We start from the raw sequence: 16,803 nt of genomic DNA, 5'->3' as shown, positions 1-16,803 counted from the left end.
GTTTCTCTGCTTTCTTGTTCTTACTGAACCAGCCAAAAAGTTTCGACATCGTTAGGACAAATCCTTATAAATTCTGAGCAAATTCGGCTACACTTGCCGCCTAATGTATGAACGCATGATACCATTGTCAGCCACTATGAAGCGAGTTTCTCGCCCTACTCGGGCACCATCTTCTGCAAAAAAACCTTATTCATCCCAAAATAAGAAAAAATCAGGGAAAACCCAGGGCGCAAACGCCACAGGACAAATACGTATTATTGGTGGTCAATGGCGTGGAAGGAAGTTGCCTGTACTTAATGCAGAAGGGTTGAGGCCAACCACAGACAGAAACAAAGAAACCTTGTTCAATTGGTTGATGCCGTACGTTAATGAAGCTCGATGTCTTGATGTATTTGCAGGCTCGGGAGGGTTAGGTTTAGAAGCGCTCTCTCGCTATGCATCACATTGTGATTTTATCGAACTCGATAGGCAGGCTGCAACCCAGCTTGAACGTAACCTCGCTCTACTAAAGTCAAACGAGTCGATATCTGCCCACGTTCATCAAGGTGATGCATTGAGTGTTTTAACCAGTATTAACCATACTCCCTACGACATCGTCTTTGTCGACCCACCATTTGCGAGGGAGTTGGTGGCACCTACGCTCACGTCCCTTGAAGAAAATAACATTGTGCAAAGCGGTAGCGTTGTGTATCTGGAACATGAAAGTAGCTTGATAACCCCCTCTTTACCAGACCGCTGGCAGATTATAAAAGAAAAGCAAACAAGCGCGTTACGCTATATGCTAATTGAGGTTGAGTAAGCCTCGAATGTTTTAAGGCATGCGGTTTTGCAGCAACACGCTCCCTTTTAATAACATACAAATACCCACATGGATTGCACCACCGTTATTTGCATTGGTATTATTCACAGCCAGAAAAAGGCGATAGCACAGGGCGGTTACAGCTCAAGACCGATATTAGAAATACCGGCTTCTAACGCCAGCGCTTTCATTTCATCGGCCGCTTTTGCCGGGTACTTTGCTTGCTCTACATAATCAAGAAGCTCATGTTGCACTTCTACTTCAAACTCCATAAGCGGATGTGCTTTGACAGTGTCATCATCTGCTTCTTCGGTAGCAAGCAAGTAAGCTTCAACGCTTCCCTGAGATAGTTTACTAATGACAACCGCACCTTGCGGATCATCGCCAGCCATCAGGTTCAGTAAACCGGCAAGCCCAATTGCAGCATCGATCGCTGGATATACGCCATAATTATCAAAATCATGGGTGTCTGGGGTAGCAACCTCTACCTTTTCAAGCTGCACGGCAATGTTAAATTTACTTTTCGGTGACTTAAGTGTTTCCCACACTAAATTTAAACAATTGCGTAGCGCATCTGCATCACCACTGTCTGTTAAGTCACAAAAAAGAGCGTAATTTGGCAACATACGCTCAAGTAATGCAGCACCAAATGCAATGGCTTTCCAGCCCTCTAAGGCGCGAACCCGTCCGAATGTATTAAGCTTTTGCTTTACCATTTTTTATAGTGCTCCAGTGGCATGCATGAAATATTTGGTAACGCCATCGAGAAGCATTTGGATGGCAATCATCACAAGGATCATACCCATTAATCGTTCCATAGCAACTAGACCACGCTCCCCTAAAATTTTATGGAAAACGTTTGAAAACATGAGAATTACAGCACTTATGGTCCATGACGCCGCGAGCGCTATCGACCAGTCTACCATTCTATCGGGTGCCTGATTAGCAAGTAAAATGAGCGCTGCCAGAGTTGAAGGCCCTGCAATCATAGGTATAGCAAGAGGTACAAGAAACGGCTCTTCGCCTACCGCTAAGCCGCTAGTGCTGCCTGATGATGGAAAAATCATCTTAAGTGCGATTAAAAATAGAATGATACCACCTGCGATACTCACCGTTTCCTGCTCGACGTTCAGAAAGTTAAGCACCGATTGCCCGCTAAAAAGAAAAAGGAACAGGATACCTAAGGCAAATAATAATTCTCGGATAAGAATAAATTGTCGTCGCTTGGGTTCAATGGATTTGAGTACCGACATGAACACAGGCAGGTTACCAAGGGGATCCATGATCAAAAAGAGCATGATGGCAGCAGACCAAGTGTCCATATTCTACGTGTCTCCGGAACTGAGCATAAGCCCATTACTGGTTAAATTATCAAGGGTAAACTTTCGAGTATAACTCAAGATTGCCTCGGTTGGCGCGCAATGGTAAACCAAGCTCTCTAAGTAAAAAACCTCTTTTGCCCGTCACCGGTCTCTTTCTTCCCTCCTTTTAGATGGCAGAGCACGGATAACGTTGAGCAAAACACAAAAAAATAGTCGAAAATTCGCCGAAATGCGCTTAACTAAGAAATAAGATAAAGTGAGAGCGTTGGTGTTAGTGCGCCTTCGAAGAAGTCATTGTAAAAATGTAAGCTTTATTTACTTTCAAGTACGATGAGATTAATCACCTAAAAATTTAAATTTACTCCGTTTAGGTAATGTCATAGCAAACGTACTTTTGGTGTAATGAATAAAAATAGTATTTGCCTTACGATAGGGCTTAACAAGCCTTAAATAACAATAATCAAAACTAGGAAAAAACCAATGAGTTTAATGACAGTGAAAGAAGTGGCAGCCTTTCTCGGCGTTCAAGATGTTAGGGTTGAGCGCCTTGAGCGAGAGAGTTTATTAGTATCGAAAGACAAAGACACTGATGGCAATCCACTCTTCGACAGCTCAGACGTTGAACGCTACAAACAACTCGCCGAACGCTTGGGCGGCATTTAATACCAGCCCGCATAGACAATTACCCGCTCAGCGAGACTTAAAATGTTCGTAATCGTGGCGTGTTACCACAGGTACAGTGGTTCTACATCAAGGTGACACAACAAAGAGTACGAACATTTTTAACTCGCCCTTCGGGAAGGGCTGGCAAGCTTCTGAGTGGGCAACGATCTATGCAGATTGGTATAATAAAAAGGGCGCGATATTTGTCATTGCGCCCCTTCCTTAGATAGTGTTTAGCTGAACGACAACGTGCAACAGCAGCGTACATGAAGCCGTTTGCAACGTTTAGCTCAGGCAGTCTTTACGCACTGAAGTCTCTTAGCATTCTCGCGATAGAACGGATCCCCTTCGCTGTTGCCCCCACCGGCATTTCAGATGTCGCGCCGCCGTGATAGGCCGCGGCTAAATCCAGATGCACCCAGCCTTCAGGTTTTACAAAACGCGAGAGGAAGCCTGCGGCATTTGACGCACCACCGCCACCGCCGCCTTTGACCGGTCTACTATTCGCCGTATCTGCGAATGCTGACGGGCAGCGCTCGGCGTGAAAATCCTCAAGAGGAAGGGGCCAAAAGCGTTCGTTTTCTTCTTTCGCAGCATTGAGCATTTGTTCGCGCGCATTATCATCTAATGAAAACACCGCGTGGTAATCAGATCCAAGCGCCACCACAGCAGCACCGGTTAGCGTTGCTGCATCAATAATTAATGGCGCTCCCGTTTCCGTAGCCGCCATTAACCCATCAGCGAGCACCAATCGTCCTTCAGCATCGGTATTAACGACTTCTACCGAAACACCGTTTTTGTACGTCAAAACGTCGCCCAATTTATAAGCGTGGCCGCTTATCAGGTTTTCTGCACAGCAAAGAATAAGTTGAATTCGTTTTTCAATACCCTGTGTTATGGCTAAACCTAAAGCGCCGGTTACCGTAGCGGCTCCACCCATGTCGCATTTCATATCGAGCATGCCCTCACTCGACTTGATGCTGTAACCGCCACTATCAAAGGTAATGCCTTTGCCCACAAGTACAGCGTCGACAGGGGCATCTTCATTACCGGTTGGGTTGTAGTCTAATACTAACATCGCCGGTGGGCGCTCACTGCCGCGGCCTACGTTATAGATACCAATCCAACCTTGTTCTTTGAGCGCTTCACCTACTGTCATTGAGTAAGAAACCTTGTCTCCACCGAGTGACTTAAGCCATTGGGCCGCCCGTGTAGCTAGCGTTTCAGGGCTTAAGTCTTCTGGTGTTTCGTTAACTAACTGACGAGTGAAAAGCAATGCGGCATACTCTTGCTCTAGCGCCGCTTTATCATTGGTTTCTGCCCACTTAATTGAGGCAGGCTTACGGGCTCGTGTGAAACTTAACGCAAATGCCCACTGCTGCTCTTTATGCCAATCTCCTGTCAAGGTCACTGAAGGCAAATTCAAACCATCTAGTTTTCTCGCCGCTTGTTGAATTAAACGCTCGTTAAGCTTGTCATCAGGCAGATGAATAACTGCACCTGATGCATTAAAAGAAAGCTTTGCACTTTCGCCCCAAACAGCATTTGCGCTGTCTTTCGAAAGGCTAACGGTAAATTCTGCCATCGCGTTTTTTCCTTATACTTCGTTGTTTTACTGGTGAACGCTTTTTGCGCTCACGCAAATGTTTGTTACTCTTTTGTGCCTAGCACGCTGTGCTGATGAGTTTAGGCGACAGCTCACTCAAGCAGCTTTAACTATTTTTCTGCAAACAAAGGCGGCACATGAAGTTTTCACCTTCTTTACTACGTGGCACCCTGATAAAAAGATACAAGCGTTTTCTTGCCGACGTCGAGCTTGATAATGGTTCTGTCGTAACCGCACACTGCCCTAATACTGGGGCTATGACCGGCTGCGCCGAACCTGGTTACACCGTATTTCTCAGCGAGTCGACTAACCCTAGCCGAAAACTAAAATACACATGGGAGCTTGCTAAAACCTTCGACGGTCATTTCATCGGCATTAATACGCACAATGCTAATAAGTTGGTGGCAGAAGCATTAGATAACAAGGTCCTGGAACAATTTTCTGATATAACCTCTTGGAAAGCAGAAGTAACACCACCTTTAGCTAACAGCCGCTTTGATTTTCGATTAACACGTAAAGATGAGCAGCTAAACGAGATAGCGGAATATGTAGAAGTAAAATCAGTCACCCTAGCAGATGGTGATAAAGGTTTCTTTCCAGACGCTGTAACGCAACGGGGTGCTAAACATTGCTTAGAGCTCGCCCGTCTCGCTGAAAATGGTGTAAAAACGACCTTGCTGTTTTGTGTCCAGCACACGGCGATTAAGAGTGTACAAATAGCCACGCATATTGATCCAACCTACGCTGAAAGCGTAAAGATTGCCGCTAACGCTGGTGTATCAGTGGTCGCTGCAAGCTGTATAATAGATGAACAAAAAATCCTATTAAATCAAACACTCCCCTTGATTTTATAAAAAATAGGTTGATTTTTTTCATTTCGCCTTCATATTTGCGCCTTGTTTTAGTGGGAGAACGCACTAATACGTTTGCTGGAAGCCATCTGGTTAAATGATAAAAATGACACACCAGCATAATAATTACATAGACACGATTGATTGCCTGAAGCTGTCGAGTCTGATATAGATATCGGTCCAATCAGGACAAGATGGATGTCGTAGTGTAGGAGATGTGGCACATGCCAACAGGAAAAGAAACAAAATCCCTAGGACTATTAGCGCTGGCAGGTTTGCAGCCGTACGAGCCTAAAGCTGACGAAGAGTACATGGGCGATGCCCAGCTAGAGCACTTCAGATTGTTGCTAAAAGCATGGCGTAACCAACTTCGCGAAGAAGTTGACCGTACGGTAACTCACATGAAGGATGAAGCCGCAAACTTCCCTGATCCGGTAGACCGCGCTGCTCAAGAAGAAGAATTTAGTCTTGAGTTACGCACACGTGATCGTGAGCGTAAGCTAATAAAGAAAATTGAAAAAACGCTTAAGCGAATTGAAGCAGATGATTTCGGTTTCTGCGATTCATGTGGTATCGAAATCGGTATTCGCCGCTTAGAAGCCCGTCCTACTGCCGATTTGTGTATCGACTGTAAGACGATGGCAGAAATCAAAGAAAAGCAACTCCAAGGTTAATTCACAAGCCTCGATTACGTTGTTAACGAAAGCCTCATCCCGAAAAGATGGGGCTTTTTGTTAACCCTCTATTTTATGCATAATACGTATGTAGGGCGCTTTGCTCCCTCCCCCTCAGGTCAACTTCACTTCGGTTCATTAGTAACTGCCGTTGCCAGCTATCTCGACGCTAAACATCATGGTGGTAAATGGCTGCTGCGCATGGAAGACATTGATGAACCGCGTTGTATTGCCGGCATCGACAAAGATATTCTCGTTACTCTAGAGGCGCATGGCCTGCACTGGGACGATGCGGTGATTTATCAAAGTCAGCAGCACACGCGCTACCAAGCAGTACTCGACGCACTTATCAATGAGGGCCGCGCGTATCGATGCACGTGCACAAGAAAACAAATTAAAGCGATGGGTGGCGTCTATGACGGACGATGTCGCGATAAATCTAGCGCGACCTTATTAGCTATTGATGAAGAAAATAGTGCAATAAGGTTAAAACTTGATACGCAGCTTGAGGCGTTTAACGATGTTATTATGGGCGTAGTTGAGCCACAGCCGGTTCATGTACAAAACGGTTCACATCACGCTCTGACAAACCCGGCAATCTACGGTAGCCAACAAGCAGAAGATGTTGTGCTCAAACGCAGAGATGGCTTATTTTCGTATAATCTTGTCGTTATTCTCGATGATGTGTTTCAACACGTTAACCATGTAATTCGAGGTTGCGACCTGATTGACGTTACTCCCTTGCAGCGCGCGGTATATCAAGCGTTGGGATATGATGCGCCTGAATATGGTCACATTCCTGTTGCTGCTGTTGCACCAGGCAGGAAGCTAAGTAAACAAAATCGAGCTGCGCCAGTGGATAATAAAACGCCAATAGAAAACATTGTGCGAGTGATGAACTTCCTCGGTTTTTCTTTTCCCAATGCGGCAGCCTTTGACGACGTCAACACCGTGCTAACGGAGGCAATATCATTATGGAACAGGAAAAAAGTTGTGAAAACGCCCGAAATTATTGTTCCACAGCATGAATCAACTTATTATAACGAACCTTTATAGTATGTGGAGATACCATCATCATTCATCGTGTTTTTAAATCTGTTAAGCGCGCTTTTTCGAAAGAGAGTTCGTCACCTAACGCCTTGAAGCCTAGGACTATGACCCGTGGAGAGCACGGTATATCTCGCGAAGACGTAAGCGCAAATGCATTGAAAGTAATGTATCGCCTTAATGGAGCAGGCTTCGAATCCTATTTGGTAGGAGGCTGTGTACGCGATATTTTGATGGGGCATGAACCTAAAGACTTCGATGTGGTAACCAATGCCACACCTGAACAAATAAAAGGTTTGTTTAGAAACTGCCGCCTTATCGGCAGACGCTTTCGACTGGCACATATCGTGTTTGGCCGCGAAATTATTGAAGTAGCGACTTTCCGAGGGCACCACCAAGAATCAGACGAAGACGAAAATCTTCCCAAAGGCAAGTCATTAGCCAAGCGTGATGCCGAAGGCCAGCTCGTGCGCGACAATGTATTTGGCACTATTGAAGAAGATGCCGAACGTCGTGATTTCACATTTAATGCCATGTACTACAGCGTAGCTGACTTCACAGTTAAAGACTTTGCGAATGGGTTAGCTGCCATCGAGAAACGCGAAGTTGAGCTCATCGGCGACCCTGAAACACGCTATCGTGAAGATCCGGTTCGCATGTTACGTGCCGTACGTTTCGCCACTAAGCTCAACATGCGCATTGAAGCGAAAACCGCAGCGCCGATTAAGTCGCTCGCCAATCTCTTGCAGAACATCCCGCCTGCGCGCCTATTTGAAGAAACGCTCAAACTGTTTTTATCAGGCAAAGGCGAAGATACTTTTTTGATGCTGCACGAATACGGTTTGATCGACCCCTTATTTCCGCAGCTAACACCTTTCTTAAAAGATAAAAATAGCAGAGAAATGCAGTTTGTACGCCGCGTGCTTGCAAATACCGATGAGCGTATTAATAGTAACCAGCGGGTAACGCCGGCGTTTTTGTATGCCGCATTACTATGGTATCCCGTTGAAGAGCAGTCGCAGCGCCTACAGAGTGAATCTGGCTTAAATGCTCACGACGCCTTCAATATTGCCTCTGGCGAAGTAATTTCTCGTCAAACTCAGCGCATCATGATACCGAAGCGTTTCTCTACCGTAATTCGGGACATATGGATTCTACAGCAGCGGTTACCCAAACGTTTCGGACGCCGCGCATTTCAACTCCTTACCCATCCTAAGTTCAGAGCAGGCTATGACTTTTTATTAGTTCGAGGTCAGACAGAAGGCGGCGACTTACTTGAACTGGCTCAGTGGTGGACGCATTTCCAGCACGCGGACAACGGCAAACAGAAAGGCATGCTGAATGCCCTTCGTAAGAGCGAAGGCGGAGCAAAGAGCGCGCCGCGTAAGCGCAAGCGTAAACCGGCTAAACGAGGTCCTGATGCATAAAGAACAAGTGTACATCGGTGTAGGAAGTAACCTTGGTGACAGCCAGGGCAAAGCCCAGCGTGCGTTTAACGCTATCGGTGAGATTGAAGATACACGAGTATTGAAAGTCTCATCGCTATACTCAAGCAAGCCAATGGGTCCAAAAGACCAACCTGACTATATCAATGCCGTCTGTTTGATTGAAACATCTTTAAAGCCTCACGGACTATTAAAGCAGCTTCAGCGTATCGAATTGGAAGAAGGTCGCGAACGCAAGGGTGAACGCTGGGGACCACGTACGTTGGACCTCGATATTTTACTGTATGGCAGCGAAAATATTGATACCGCAGACTTAATTATTCCCCACTACGGTATGGCTGAGCGTGAATTCGTTATGGTGCCCTTGTTTGAAATTGCGCCCAACATGGTAATGCACGACGGCAAACCTATATCAGCCTGGGTAGCCAACTGTTCCCTAGACGGACTTCGTCGCCTACGCACTTCCAATTAGCCGCAAAATCCGTATAGTTCGCCACACGATATCAACAAATATCAATCTGAGACATGTCATGAAGAAAGTAACAGTTTCGGGCTTGCTTAAGAAAAAGCAAGCCGGGGAAAAGATCACATCTTTAACCGCTTACGATGCCAGCTTCGCCAAAATGTTCGACGAGCAAGGCGTTGATGCGCTACTCATTGGTGATTCTCTAGGCATGGTTCTCCAAGGGCAGGACGATACACTGCCAGTAACCATCGAAGACATTGCTTACCATACGAAAAGTGTGCGTCGCGGCACCGAACGCGCTTTCGTTTTAGCCGACATGCCGTTTATGTCTTACGCCACCCCAGAACAAACCTATGCCAATGCAGCAAAATTAATGGCTGCAGGTGCAAGTATGGTTAAGATGGAAGGTGGAAGCTGGTTATGTGACACCATAAAGGGCTTAAACCTGCGCGGTGTGCCTGTGTGCGGTCACTTAGGCTTAACACCTCAGTCAGTGCATGTATTCGGCGGCTTTAAAGTGCAAGGCCGTGAAGCAAGCCAAGCAGAAAAACTGCTGAGTGAAGCAAAAGCATTAGAAGAAGCAGGCATCCAGTTACTCGTACTAGAATGTGTACCCTCGTCGCTAGGCAAGGCCGTAAGCCAAGCTCTGACGATTCCTGTTATTGGGATTGGCGCGGGCAAAGACACAGATGGCCAAATTTTGGTAATGCATGACATGTTTGGAATTAGCGCTAACTATATGCCTAAATTCTCTAAAAACTATTTAGTAGAAACAGGCGATATGCGTAAAGCCGTATCAAAGTACATTGAAGATGTGCAAAGCGGTGCATTTCCATCGGCAGAACACAGCTTCGAGTAACGAGGTTATCTATGAAAGTAGTTGATAGTATTTCAGCATTACGCAGCACCGTTAATGAATGGCGACGTGATGGTGAGACCGTAGGCTTTGTGCCAACGATGGGCAACCTGCACGATGGCCATCTTAAATTAGTTAAAAAGGCAAAAGCGCACAACGACAGAGTTGTCGTCAGCATATTCGTCAACCCTATGCAGTTTGGGGCCAATGAAGACTTGGACGCCTATCCACGCACCATTGAAGAAGATAAAGCCAAGCTTATCTCTGTGGGCGCAGATGCGGTATTTTTGCCTAGTGTCGCAGAAATGTACCCTGCCGGTCTTGATGTTCAGACCTTTGTTGAGGTTCCAGGCATTTCAGATTCTCATTGTGGTGCAAGCCGCCCAGGTCATTTTCGCGGTGTAGCGACTGTTGTTACCAAGCTATTTAACATGGTGCAGCCCGACGATGCTTTTTTTGGCGAAAAAGATTTTCAGCAGCTACAGGTTATTCGCGCACTTGCTCATGATTTATCGATGGCAGTTAACGTGCACGGCGTACCTACCGAGCGGGAAACCTCTGGGTTGGCAATGAGTTCACGCAATGGGTATCTGACTGAGGCTGAGAAGATAACCGCCAGTGCTATTTTTGAAGAAATGCAGCGCATAAAGGCGAGTATCGAAAATGGTAACCTTAACTTTGCTGAGTTGGAAAAGGTGATGGTGACTAACTTGGAAGCCAAGGGCTTTAAAAAAGATTATTGCCAGGTAGTCAACGCGCATACGTTTAAGGCCGCCGACGAAAGCGACAAGGACCTTGTCTTGCTGGTTGCGATGTTTATGGGTAAAACCCGTCTCATTGATAACCTTCAGATTAGTCGATAGGCATGCTTAACCTACGTAGCGAAACACAACGTCTAAATACCTTATTTTCGTGTTGCTGCTGATGCGTATCTTTGAGCACCGTCTAAATTGACAATAAAAAAACGCCCGGTATAGCTGTTGCTATACCGGGCGTTTTTTATTTAACTTTTTTGTGCTCGACGCGCCCTAGCTAAGAAGCAACCTTCTCTGTTTCACGAACAAATTCCATCACGTCTTTCCATGCCTGCGTTTCTTTAGCAATCATATGTTGCTCGGCTAAAATAGCCGCTAAATCGTTGTGGCTCGTCAACGGGTTTGCCAGTACAACGCGAAACACGGTTATACATTGAGAAGGGTAATCGGGTGCCTCTAAGCGAGTACGGGATACAAATGACTTACCCGCTTCACGCTGTTGCTTTTGAACTGCGACAACAAGGGCATCAATTTTTTCATTAATTGCGTTACGGGTTTTGGCATCGGCGTGCTTCAATCTTTCTTGCACTTCTTCAGGGCACACGCGATAGGTCAATAATGATAAAGTTGGCGTTGTGGTCAACTCAAAGTCACGCGCTTTATCAATCATGTGCGAAAAGTCTTTCGCCTTATCGATACTACTGTCGATGAGCAGCTCGTAACCTTTTCGGCCAAAGATGTGCAGCGCCGAGTAGACCATCATGGCCATACCGTTACGAGAACCTTCCAAGGTTGTGGCTCCCAAATCTTTTGAACCAGCCCGAAGAATATACTGAGCGTGATGTCTTACTGCATTGGCATGCTGCGGATCTTTAAATAGCGCCATACCTGCGCCCATGGGCACATACATCTGCTTATGCGCATCGATGGTGACCGAGTCTGCTCGCTCAACCCCCTTCAGTCTATCTCGATAGCGTGAGGAAAATAGTGTGGCTCCGCCCCAAGCCGCGTCCACATGGAACCAGCAGCCTAGCTCTTTAGCAACATCTGCCAACTCATCAAGAGGGTCTACGTGACCTGTCTCGGTCGTGCCCCCTACTCCAACAATAGCGAGTAGCTTATTGCCTTCATCATGATAACGCTTACCAATACGTAGAGCTTTCGCTGGATCTAAGGTTTGTCGTGGAGCGGGTATGGTTAGTAATTGTTCACGACCTAACCCCAATACGTCTACCGCTTTAGACAGCGAGTAGTGACCACGCTTAGAGCACATTACACCTAAATTATTAATATTTAGATGTCGATACGCGGCGGCCAAGCCGGCTTTTGCTACACCAGAAAACCCTTTTTGCGGTCCAAGAAGCTTGTTGCGTGCAACCCAAAGTGCAGTGATATTTGCAATAGTTCCCCCAGAGCAGAAGGCACCTAGCGAATGCGCAGCACTGTGCAGATGTTCGTCATAAAAGCTTTGGGGCTGGTCGTACACTAGGTTATGCATCATACCCAGCACCTGACGCTCTAAGGGCGTAAAGGCTTTCGACGTTTCAATTTTCACCAGGTTCTGGTTAAGCCCCACCATCAGTTTAGAAAGGGGCAAATGAAAATAGGGGAGCGCAGAGGTCATATGACCAATGAAAGTAGGAGAATAAGTATTAACAGAGTGAGCAACCAGCTTATCTAGTAAACTTTCGGCATGCGTCGACACAAACTCAGGTGACTCAGGTACTTTTGAGTCTGAGAAGTCTTTTTCAATCTCTTCTAGCGATGTCTTTTTTGTCACGACATGCTGAGACAAGAAATCTAAGATATTGTCTGATAAATGCTGCTCAATTTGAGCCAGCTTTGAGTCTTTGTGTTCAGGTTTGGTAAAGACCCTAAACAGGTGCTCTAAACTAACTTGCGCTTCACCCACTCAACACACCTCATACTTAAAACATTCACACATTTCGCACTGGGTTTACCAGGCAAAATCAACAGGCGGTTTTGTAGGACACCGGCCTGACACTTACTTTTCCTTCTAGCCATTTAGCGTGTATTAATCAGCACAACTAATTTGCTCGCCTCCCTAAAGGATAACCTCCTTCAGATTAAAGCGTGCTGGCGCGGTCCATTCGTTGCCAAACCTGAAAACTTATCACAACACTTTCAGGGTGTCGCACTTTACATCAGATTGCCATGCACGCCAAGAGGCAGCAATAAGCAATTCGTTGCACAAAACCCACGATATAGATTAATTGGGCAGCGTTAACATACAAACAGACGCGTAGTGGAACGTGGGACCCGTCAACAGGTAACCAAGTTACCACACATTACTACGTTAAAATTAGCGCCGCAAAGTTTCAGAGTCTCTACTATATTTAATTTGTGAATAGTGTTGATGTTTAATCTGCTATACAAGCTATGCTTTTTGCGCAGTCAATTCGTCAAACATTATCAATACGACAATGTAAGGAGGTCGGTTTATGCCCATACGCGAAATATCCGAGAATTTCTCCATCGAAGATATTGTGCCTTATTTTCAGCCAATCGTGGATTTACAAAGTCAGGGGGTTTGGCGATACGAATGTTTAGCAAGACTTATCACCCAAGGCGATAAAACATTTCTTCCCAGTGAGTTTCTTTACCTAATTGAACGGGAACACCATGTAAACACCCTTGCTGCAAGTATGTTTGTGCAATGCGCAAGCTATTTTCACGATGTAAATATTCCATGGAGTATCAATGTCACGGCCAGGGATTTAGATAATAAAGAGCTCTCAAACACTCTCATCATGCACTTGGCTAGCTACCCTACACCCGAGCGTGTCAGTATTGAAGTGAGCGCTTCTACCGCGTTATCTAACCCAAAAAGTTTAACCGCGTTTGTAGAAAAAAGTATGCATGCCGGACTTGGCGTATTTATAGATAACGTTGGCTCATGCCCGGGAAATATACGCGCTTTGGTAAGTTTGCCAGTAAGGGGAATAAAACTCGCAGGTGGGTTAATCAAGCATTATGACCAACAGGACGCGGTAAGAGAATACGTCGACTACTTATTGTCGCTATGTGAACGTCACAGCATCAGTGCTATTGCCGAGCACGTTGAGGATGAGGCGCACTTAGAAAGCGTTAAACGTCTTCCTATTCGCTATGCGCAAGGTTATGTATTTAGCCCTCCAATGGCGAACGTGCGAAACGCCAGCGCACGTCATTAGCCTAGTACCAGTCTGCATAGATATGCTTGCTAAAAATGAGATAAAGACGTTGGTCAAACGTTGGCAACATCCTACTTTTTATTGCAATGCACGGCACTGGGTCGTTTTGCCCACAGAGAGGCTGGTATTGAACTAAATACCAGCCCTTCACCCGCTCAACTCTCTTCGCTTCGACAGTGTAACTGCCAACACGACTGTCCACTGCCCCGATATTTTCGCTCAAACGGCGTCATATGAGCGTCGCCAGTCACTTCAGTTAAATCAGAAATACAACCGTAGTGCTTAGCCGCTTGGGCAAATTCCATGAGATAGATTAGCCAGTTACTGCGCACTTCGATATTGGGCGTGATAGCCATTAAATCGACCATTGCCGCACTGGCGTGCCAGCGTTTTTGAACCTGGGTTTTCTTTGGATAAGGGTTGGGATATAAGAGAAAGTGTCTCGATACCTGCCAATTAGACTGTTTCACCAAACGCCACAAGTCATTCACGTCTGCGCGTATAACTCTGTAGTTATCTTGTTCAGCGCTGTAGTGCGCATGTTTATCAACCCGCAGTGCCGACTTATCAACGCCGATAACGCGAGCATTGGGATTCGCCCGCGCGATATTGGCGGTACTTTCACCGACACCACAGCAAGAATCGAGAATCACCTCACCGCTGAAACCATCTAACCATGCGGAAACCTCATCAAAAGCGGCTTGCGTATGATCGCTAATCGGCCTTTTATTCTCACTGACTTGATACTTCTTAACTAAATCGTCCAGTTTGTCATGGATACCCACCTGCGATGTGGTAATTTCTCTTGAGTTGCCGCTTGTCATTAACTACGAATACCTTTTCCGGTTTTAAGCAAATAATACGCAACACTAAATAGAAGCGCATTAAAGCCTACGAGCAAACTCAACGACAGCGTTACATTGACGTCTGACACCCCTAAGAAACCATAGCGGAAGCCGTTAACCATATACACAACGGGGTTAGCTTTACTTACCCATTGCCAAAATTCAGGCAAAAGCGATAGAGAATAGAACACGCCACCTAGATAGGTTAAGGGCGTTAATACGAATGTCGGCACCACGCTAATATCGTCAAAGGTTTTCGCAAATATCGCGTTAATGAGACCAGCGGTAGCAAATAACGTTGAGGTAAGTAGCAAGGTTAGCGCAATGATACCAAGGTGGTGTATTTGCACATCAACAAAGAAGAGCGACACTAAAGTAACAATGATGCCAATGAGTATAGCGCGCGCCACGCCACCGCCTACGTAGCCCAGAATAATGACAGACGTAGGTACAGGCGATACCAATAACTCTTCAATATTGCGTTGAAACTTAGCGCTAAAAAACGAAGACGACACATTAGCGTAAGAGTTTGTAATGACAGACATCATAATGAGGCCCGGAACGATAAACTCCATATAGGTAAACCCGCCCATTTGCCCAATTCGGTTACCTATAAGACTACCGAATATCACAAAGTAAAGACTCATAGTGATAGCTGGCGGCACTAAAGTTTGCACCCATATGCGCAAAAAGCGCGTGCATTCTTTTATCCAAATAGTGGTTAACGCAACGTAGTTTTGCTTAAACCAACCCACGTTTTGCTCTGTGTCCATCGACGTACTTTCCGTTTTCATTGTGTTTTACCTTTCCCGTTATTTGCCTAGCCTGCCTGCTTGGCCGATTCAACTAAACGTACAAACAACTCTTCAAGGCGATTTGATTTATTGCGCATACTCATAACCTGAACTCCTTTTTCACTTAATTGAGTAAATACAGGGTTTAGGCCTTCGGTTTTTTCAACATCTACCTCAAGGGTATGATCGTCAATAAGGCGGTGTTCAAAGCCAGCCAAAAGATCCGCACTCTCTACTCCACTTTCCGGCATTTTTATATCTAACACGAAGGTTTCAACATTGAGCTTCGACAGTAACGATTTCATACTGGTGTTTTCCACAATGGTGCCCTTATTGATAATGGCGATATTGCGACACAACATTTCAGCTTCTTCAAGATAGTGCGTGGTGAGGATGATGGTGATCCCTTGGCGATTGATTTCTTCTAAGAATCCCCACATAGAACGACGAATTTCGATGTCTACACCGGCCGTTGGCTCATCGAGAATAAGTAGTTTAGGCTCATGCATTAATGCACGAGCAATCATCAGTCTGCGCTTCATACCGCCGGATAACTCCCGCGCGCGGGCATCGCGTTTCTCCCATAGGTCAAGCTGAGCAAGGTATTTCTTAGCGCGCTCTTTTGCCACACTGCGCGGCACGCCATAGTAACCCGCCTGATTGAGGACAATTTGCAGTACGGTTTCAAACTGGTTGAAATTAAACTCTTGCGGCACCAGACCAATGCAGGCCTTAGCTTGCTCTTTTTGCGTGGTAAGATCATAGCCAAACACAGAAACACTGCCGCTAGTTTGATTCACCAGTGAACTAATAATACCGATAGTGGTTGATTTACCTGCCCCATTAGGACCAAGCAATGCGAAAAAGTCTCCCTCTTGCACGGTGAGATCTACGCCTTTAAGCGCTTGTACACCACCTTTATAGGTTTTTGTTAACCCTTGAATATCCAACGCTTTCATTATTTACCCGTATTGTGAGTGTGACATCTAACCTGCTTAGGCAAGAATCGTTAATCTGCAAAGTGTAACCCAGTTCATGCTATTAAATGAATACACTCACGTTTAGTCGCTGTATTAAACGGTTCAAGGTGGGGTCATAATGAAAAATAGGCCAAATGAAATGCAAGAATAACACGCAGGCTTATTCAGAAATTGAAGCATAGGGGAAACCTATGACTGAATGAGGCATAAACGGAAAAAAGCGCCATGTACTGTTGGGGGAGCACACGGCGCAAAGGGTAGTTTTTTTAGGCGTAGAAGTGCAGCCTTACCTCTTCTACGGTAGCGCCTGTTAAGCTTTGCCTTGCGGCTGAATGTTTAAATGCAGCCGCGCAATGGATTAGTCGTCTTCAGACCCGTACGAGGGCGTGTTAGCCTTTGGTGTACGAATTTCGGTCTATATAAAAGCATGTTAATCGCGAAACAGCCCTGCAGGCATAGTTGCTCTGCGCCAAAGGGCTGTAACAAAGAGTAAAATGCTTTCATGG

17 protein-coding genes are annotated in these 16,803 nt (G+C 45.8%); 10 read left to right on the top strand and 7 right to left on the bottom strand.

Annotated elements, in window-relative coordinates; translation table 11 throughout:
• Nucleotides 1-115: 115 nt before the first annotated feature.
• Complete coding sequence (gene rsmD, locus GVO63_RS11695) at nucleotides 116-799, top strand: 16S rRNA (guanine(966)-N(2))-methyltransferase RsmD (RefSeq protein WP_159580044.1); 684 nt, start codon at nucleotides 116-118, stop codon at nucleotides 797-799.
• Nucleotides 800-936: 137 nt separating this feature from the next.
• On the opposite strand, the gene GVO63_RS11690 is transcribed toward rsmD, so the two are convergent.
• Both GVO63_RS11690 and GVO63_RS11685 read right to left on the bottom strand, forming a co-directional pair.
• Nucleotides 937-1,515 (bottom strand): YjaG family protein, encoded by a 579-nt coding sequence (locus GVO63_RS11690; RefSeq protein WP_159492889.1) that lies wholly within the window; start codon nucleotides 1,513-1,515, stop codon nucleotides 937-939.
• A gap of 3 nt (nucleotides 1,516-1,518) precedes the next feature.
• On the bottom strand, nucleotides 1,519-2,121 hold the full coding sequence (locus GVO63_RS11685) for a YhgN family NAAT transporter (protein ID WP_159492888.1): 603 nt from the start codon (nucleotides 2,119-2,121) through the stop codon (nucleotides 1,519-1,521).
• A 480-nt stretch (nucleotides 2,122-2,601) separates the two neighbouring features.
• On the opposite strand from GVO63_RS11685, the gene GVO63_RS11680 reads away from it, so the two are divergent.
• Nucleotides 2,602-2,784, top strand: coding sequence for a helix-turn-helix domain-containing protein (locus GVO63_RS11680; RefSeq protein WP_159492887.1), 183 nt, complete (start codon nucleotides 2,602-2,604; stop codon nucleotides 2,782-2,784).
• Between the two features lie 301 nt (nucleotides 2,785-3,085).
• On the opposite strand, the gene pepB is transcribed toward GVO63_RS11680, so the two are convergent.
• Entirely contained in the window at nucleotides 3,086-4,369 is a 1,284-nt protein-coding gene (gene pepB, locus GVO63_RS11675) for an aminopeptidase PepB (RefSeq protein WP_159580042.1), read from the bottom strand.
• Between the two features lie 158 nt (nucleotides 4,370-4,527).
• Here pepB and sfsA point away from each other — a divergent pair, with 158 nt between their 5' ends.
• The 7 genes from sfsA (at nucleotide 4,528) to panC (ending at nucleotide 10,592) form a co-directional block, all read left to right on the top strand.
• Complete coding sequence (gene sfsA, locus GVO63_RS11670) at nucleotides 4,528-5,244, top strand: DNA/RNA nuclease SfsA (protein WP_159580040.1); 717 nt, start codon at nucleotides 4,528-4,530, stop codon at nucleotides 5,242-5,244.
• A gap of 221 nt (nucleotides 5,245-5,465) precedes the next feature.
• The gene (gene dksA / locus GVO63_RS11665) at nucleotides 5,466-5,915 is read left to right on the top strand and encodes an RNA polymerase-binding protein DksA (protein ID WP_105932256.1); all 450 of its coding nucleotides are present in this window, start codon (nucleotides 5,466-5,468) and stop codon (nucleotides 5,913-5,915) included.
• Between the two features lie 75 nt (nucleotides 5,916-5,990).
• On the top strand, nucleotides 5,991-6,971 hold the full coding sequence (gene gluQRS, locus GVO63_RS11660; protein ID WP_159580038.1) for a tRNA glutamyl-Q(34) synthetase GluQRS: 981 nt from the start codon (nucleotides 5,991-5,993) through the stop codon (nucleotides 6,969-6,971).
• 98 nt (nucleotides 6,972-7,069) lie between these two features.
• Nucleotides 7,070-8,389: a polynucleotide adenylyltransferase PcnB gene (pcnB, locus tag GVO63_RS11655; RefSeq protein ID WP_159492882.1), complete on the top strand. Its 1,320-nt coding sequence runs from the start codon at nucleotides 7,070-7,072 to the stop codon at nucleotides 8,387-8,389.
• Nucleotides 8,382-8,879, top strand: a complete 498-nt coding sequence (gene folK, locus GVO63_RS11650; RefSeq protein WP_159580036.1) for a 2-amino-4-hydroxy-6-hydroxymethyldihydropteridine diphosphokinase — start codon at nucleotides 8,382-8,384, stop codon at nucleotides 8,877-8,879. The genes pcnB and folK overlap by 8 nt, the downstream gene beginning before the upstream one ends.
• 58 nt (nucleotides 8,880-8,937) lie before the next feature.
• On the top strand, nucleotides 8,938-9,732 hold the full coding sequence (gene panB, locus GVO63_RS11645; RefSeq protein WP_159580034.1) for a 3-methyl-2-oxobutanoate hydroxymethyltransferase: 795 nt from the start codon (nucleotides 8,938-8,940) through the stop codon (nucleotides 9,730-9,732).
• A gap of 11 nt (nucleotides 9,733-9,743) precedes the next feature.
• Nucleotides 9,744-10,592, top strand: coding sequence for a pantoate--beta-alanine ligase (gene panC, locus GVO63_RS11640; RefSeq protein ID WP_159580032.1), 849 nt, complete (start codon nucleotides 9,744-9,746; stop codon nucleotides 10,590-10,592).
• 169 nt (nucleotides 10,593-10,761) lie between these two features.
• Here the strand turns inward: panC and panP are convergent, their stop codons facing one another.
• Nucleotides 10,762-12,396 carry a pyridoxal-dependent aspartate 1-decarboxylase PanP gene (panP, locus tag GVO63_RS11635; protein WP_159492878.1) on the bottom strand — a complete coding sequence of 545 codons (1,635 nt, stop codon included), beginning with the start codon at nucleotides 12,394-12,396 and terminating at the stop codon, nucleotides 10,762-10,764.
• Nucleotides 12,397-12,946: 550 nt separating this feature from the next.
• Here panP and GVO63_RS11630 point away from each other — a divergent pair.
• A complete protein-coding gene (locus tag GVO63_RS11630; RefSeq protein ID WP_159580030.1) occupies nucleotides 12,947-13,678 on the top strand; it encodes an EAL domain-containing protein in 732 nt (243 codons plus the stop codon).
• A gap of 155 nt (nucleotides 13,679-13,833) precedes the next feature.
• Here the strand turns inward: GVO63_RS11630 and GVO63_RS11625 are convergent, their stop codons facing one another.
• From GVO63_RS11625 to GVO63_RS11615, 3 genes are read right to left on the bottom strand one after another with little or no spacing between them, the layout of a single operon-like run.
• Complete coding sequence (locus GVO63_RS11625) at nucleotides 13,834-14,502, bottom strand: tRNA (guanosine(46)-N(7))-methyltransferase TrmB (protein WP_159492876.1); 669 nt, start codon at nucleotides 14,500-14,502, stop codon at nucleotides 13,834-13,836.
• Nucleotides 14,502-15,317 (bottom strand): ABC transporter permease, encoded by an 816-nt coding sequence (locus tag GVO63_RS11620; RefSeq protein ID WP_201281909.1) that lies wholly within the window; start codon nucleotides 15,315-15,317, stop codon nucleotides 14,502-14,504. The genes GVO63_RS11625 and GVO63_RS11620 overlap by 1 nt, the downstream gene beginning before the upstream one ends.
• A 26-nt stretch (nucleotides 15,318-15,343) precedes the next feature.
• Nucleotides 15,344-16,276, bottom strand: coding sequence for an ABC transporter ATP-binding protein (locus GVO63_RS11615; RefSeq protein ID WP_159580028.1), 933 nt, complete (start codon nucleotides 16,274-16,276; stop codon nucleotides 15,344-15,346).
• Nucleotides 16,277-16,803 lie beyond the last annotated feature (527 nt).

It is taken from the genome of Alteromonas sp. KUL106, assembly GCF_009811415.1.
Classification (GTDB): Bacteria; Pseudomonadota; Gammaproteobacteria; order Enterobacterales; family Alteromonadaceae; genus Alteromonas.
This window is presented reverse-complemented; position numbering and strand designations above follow the sequence as displayed.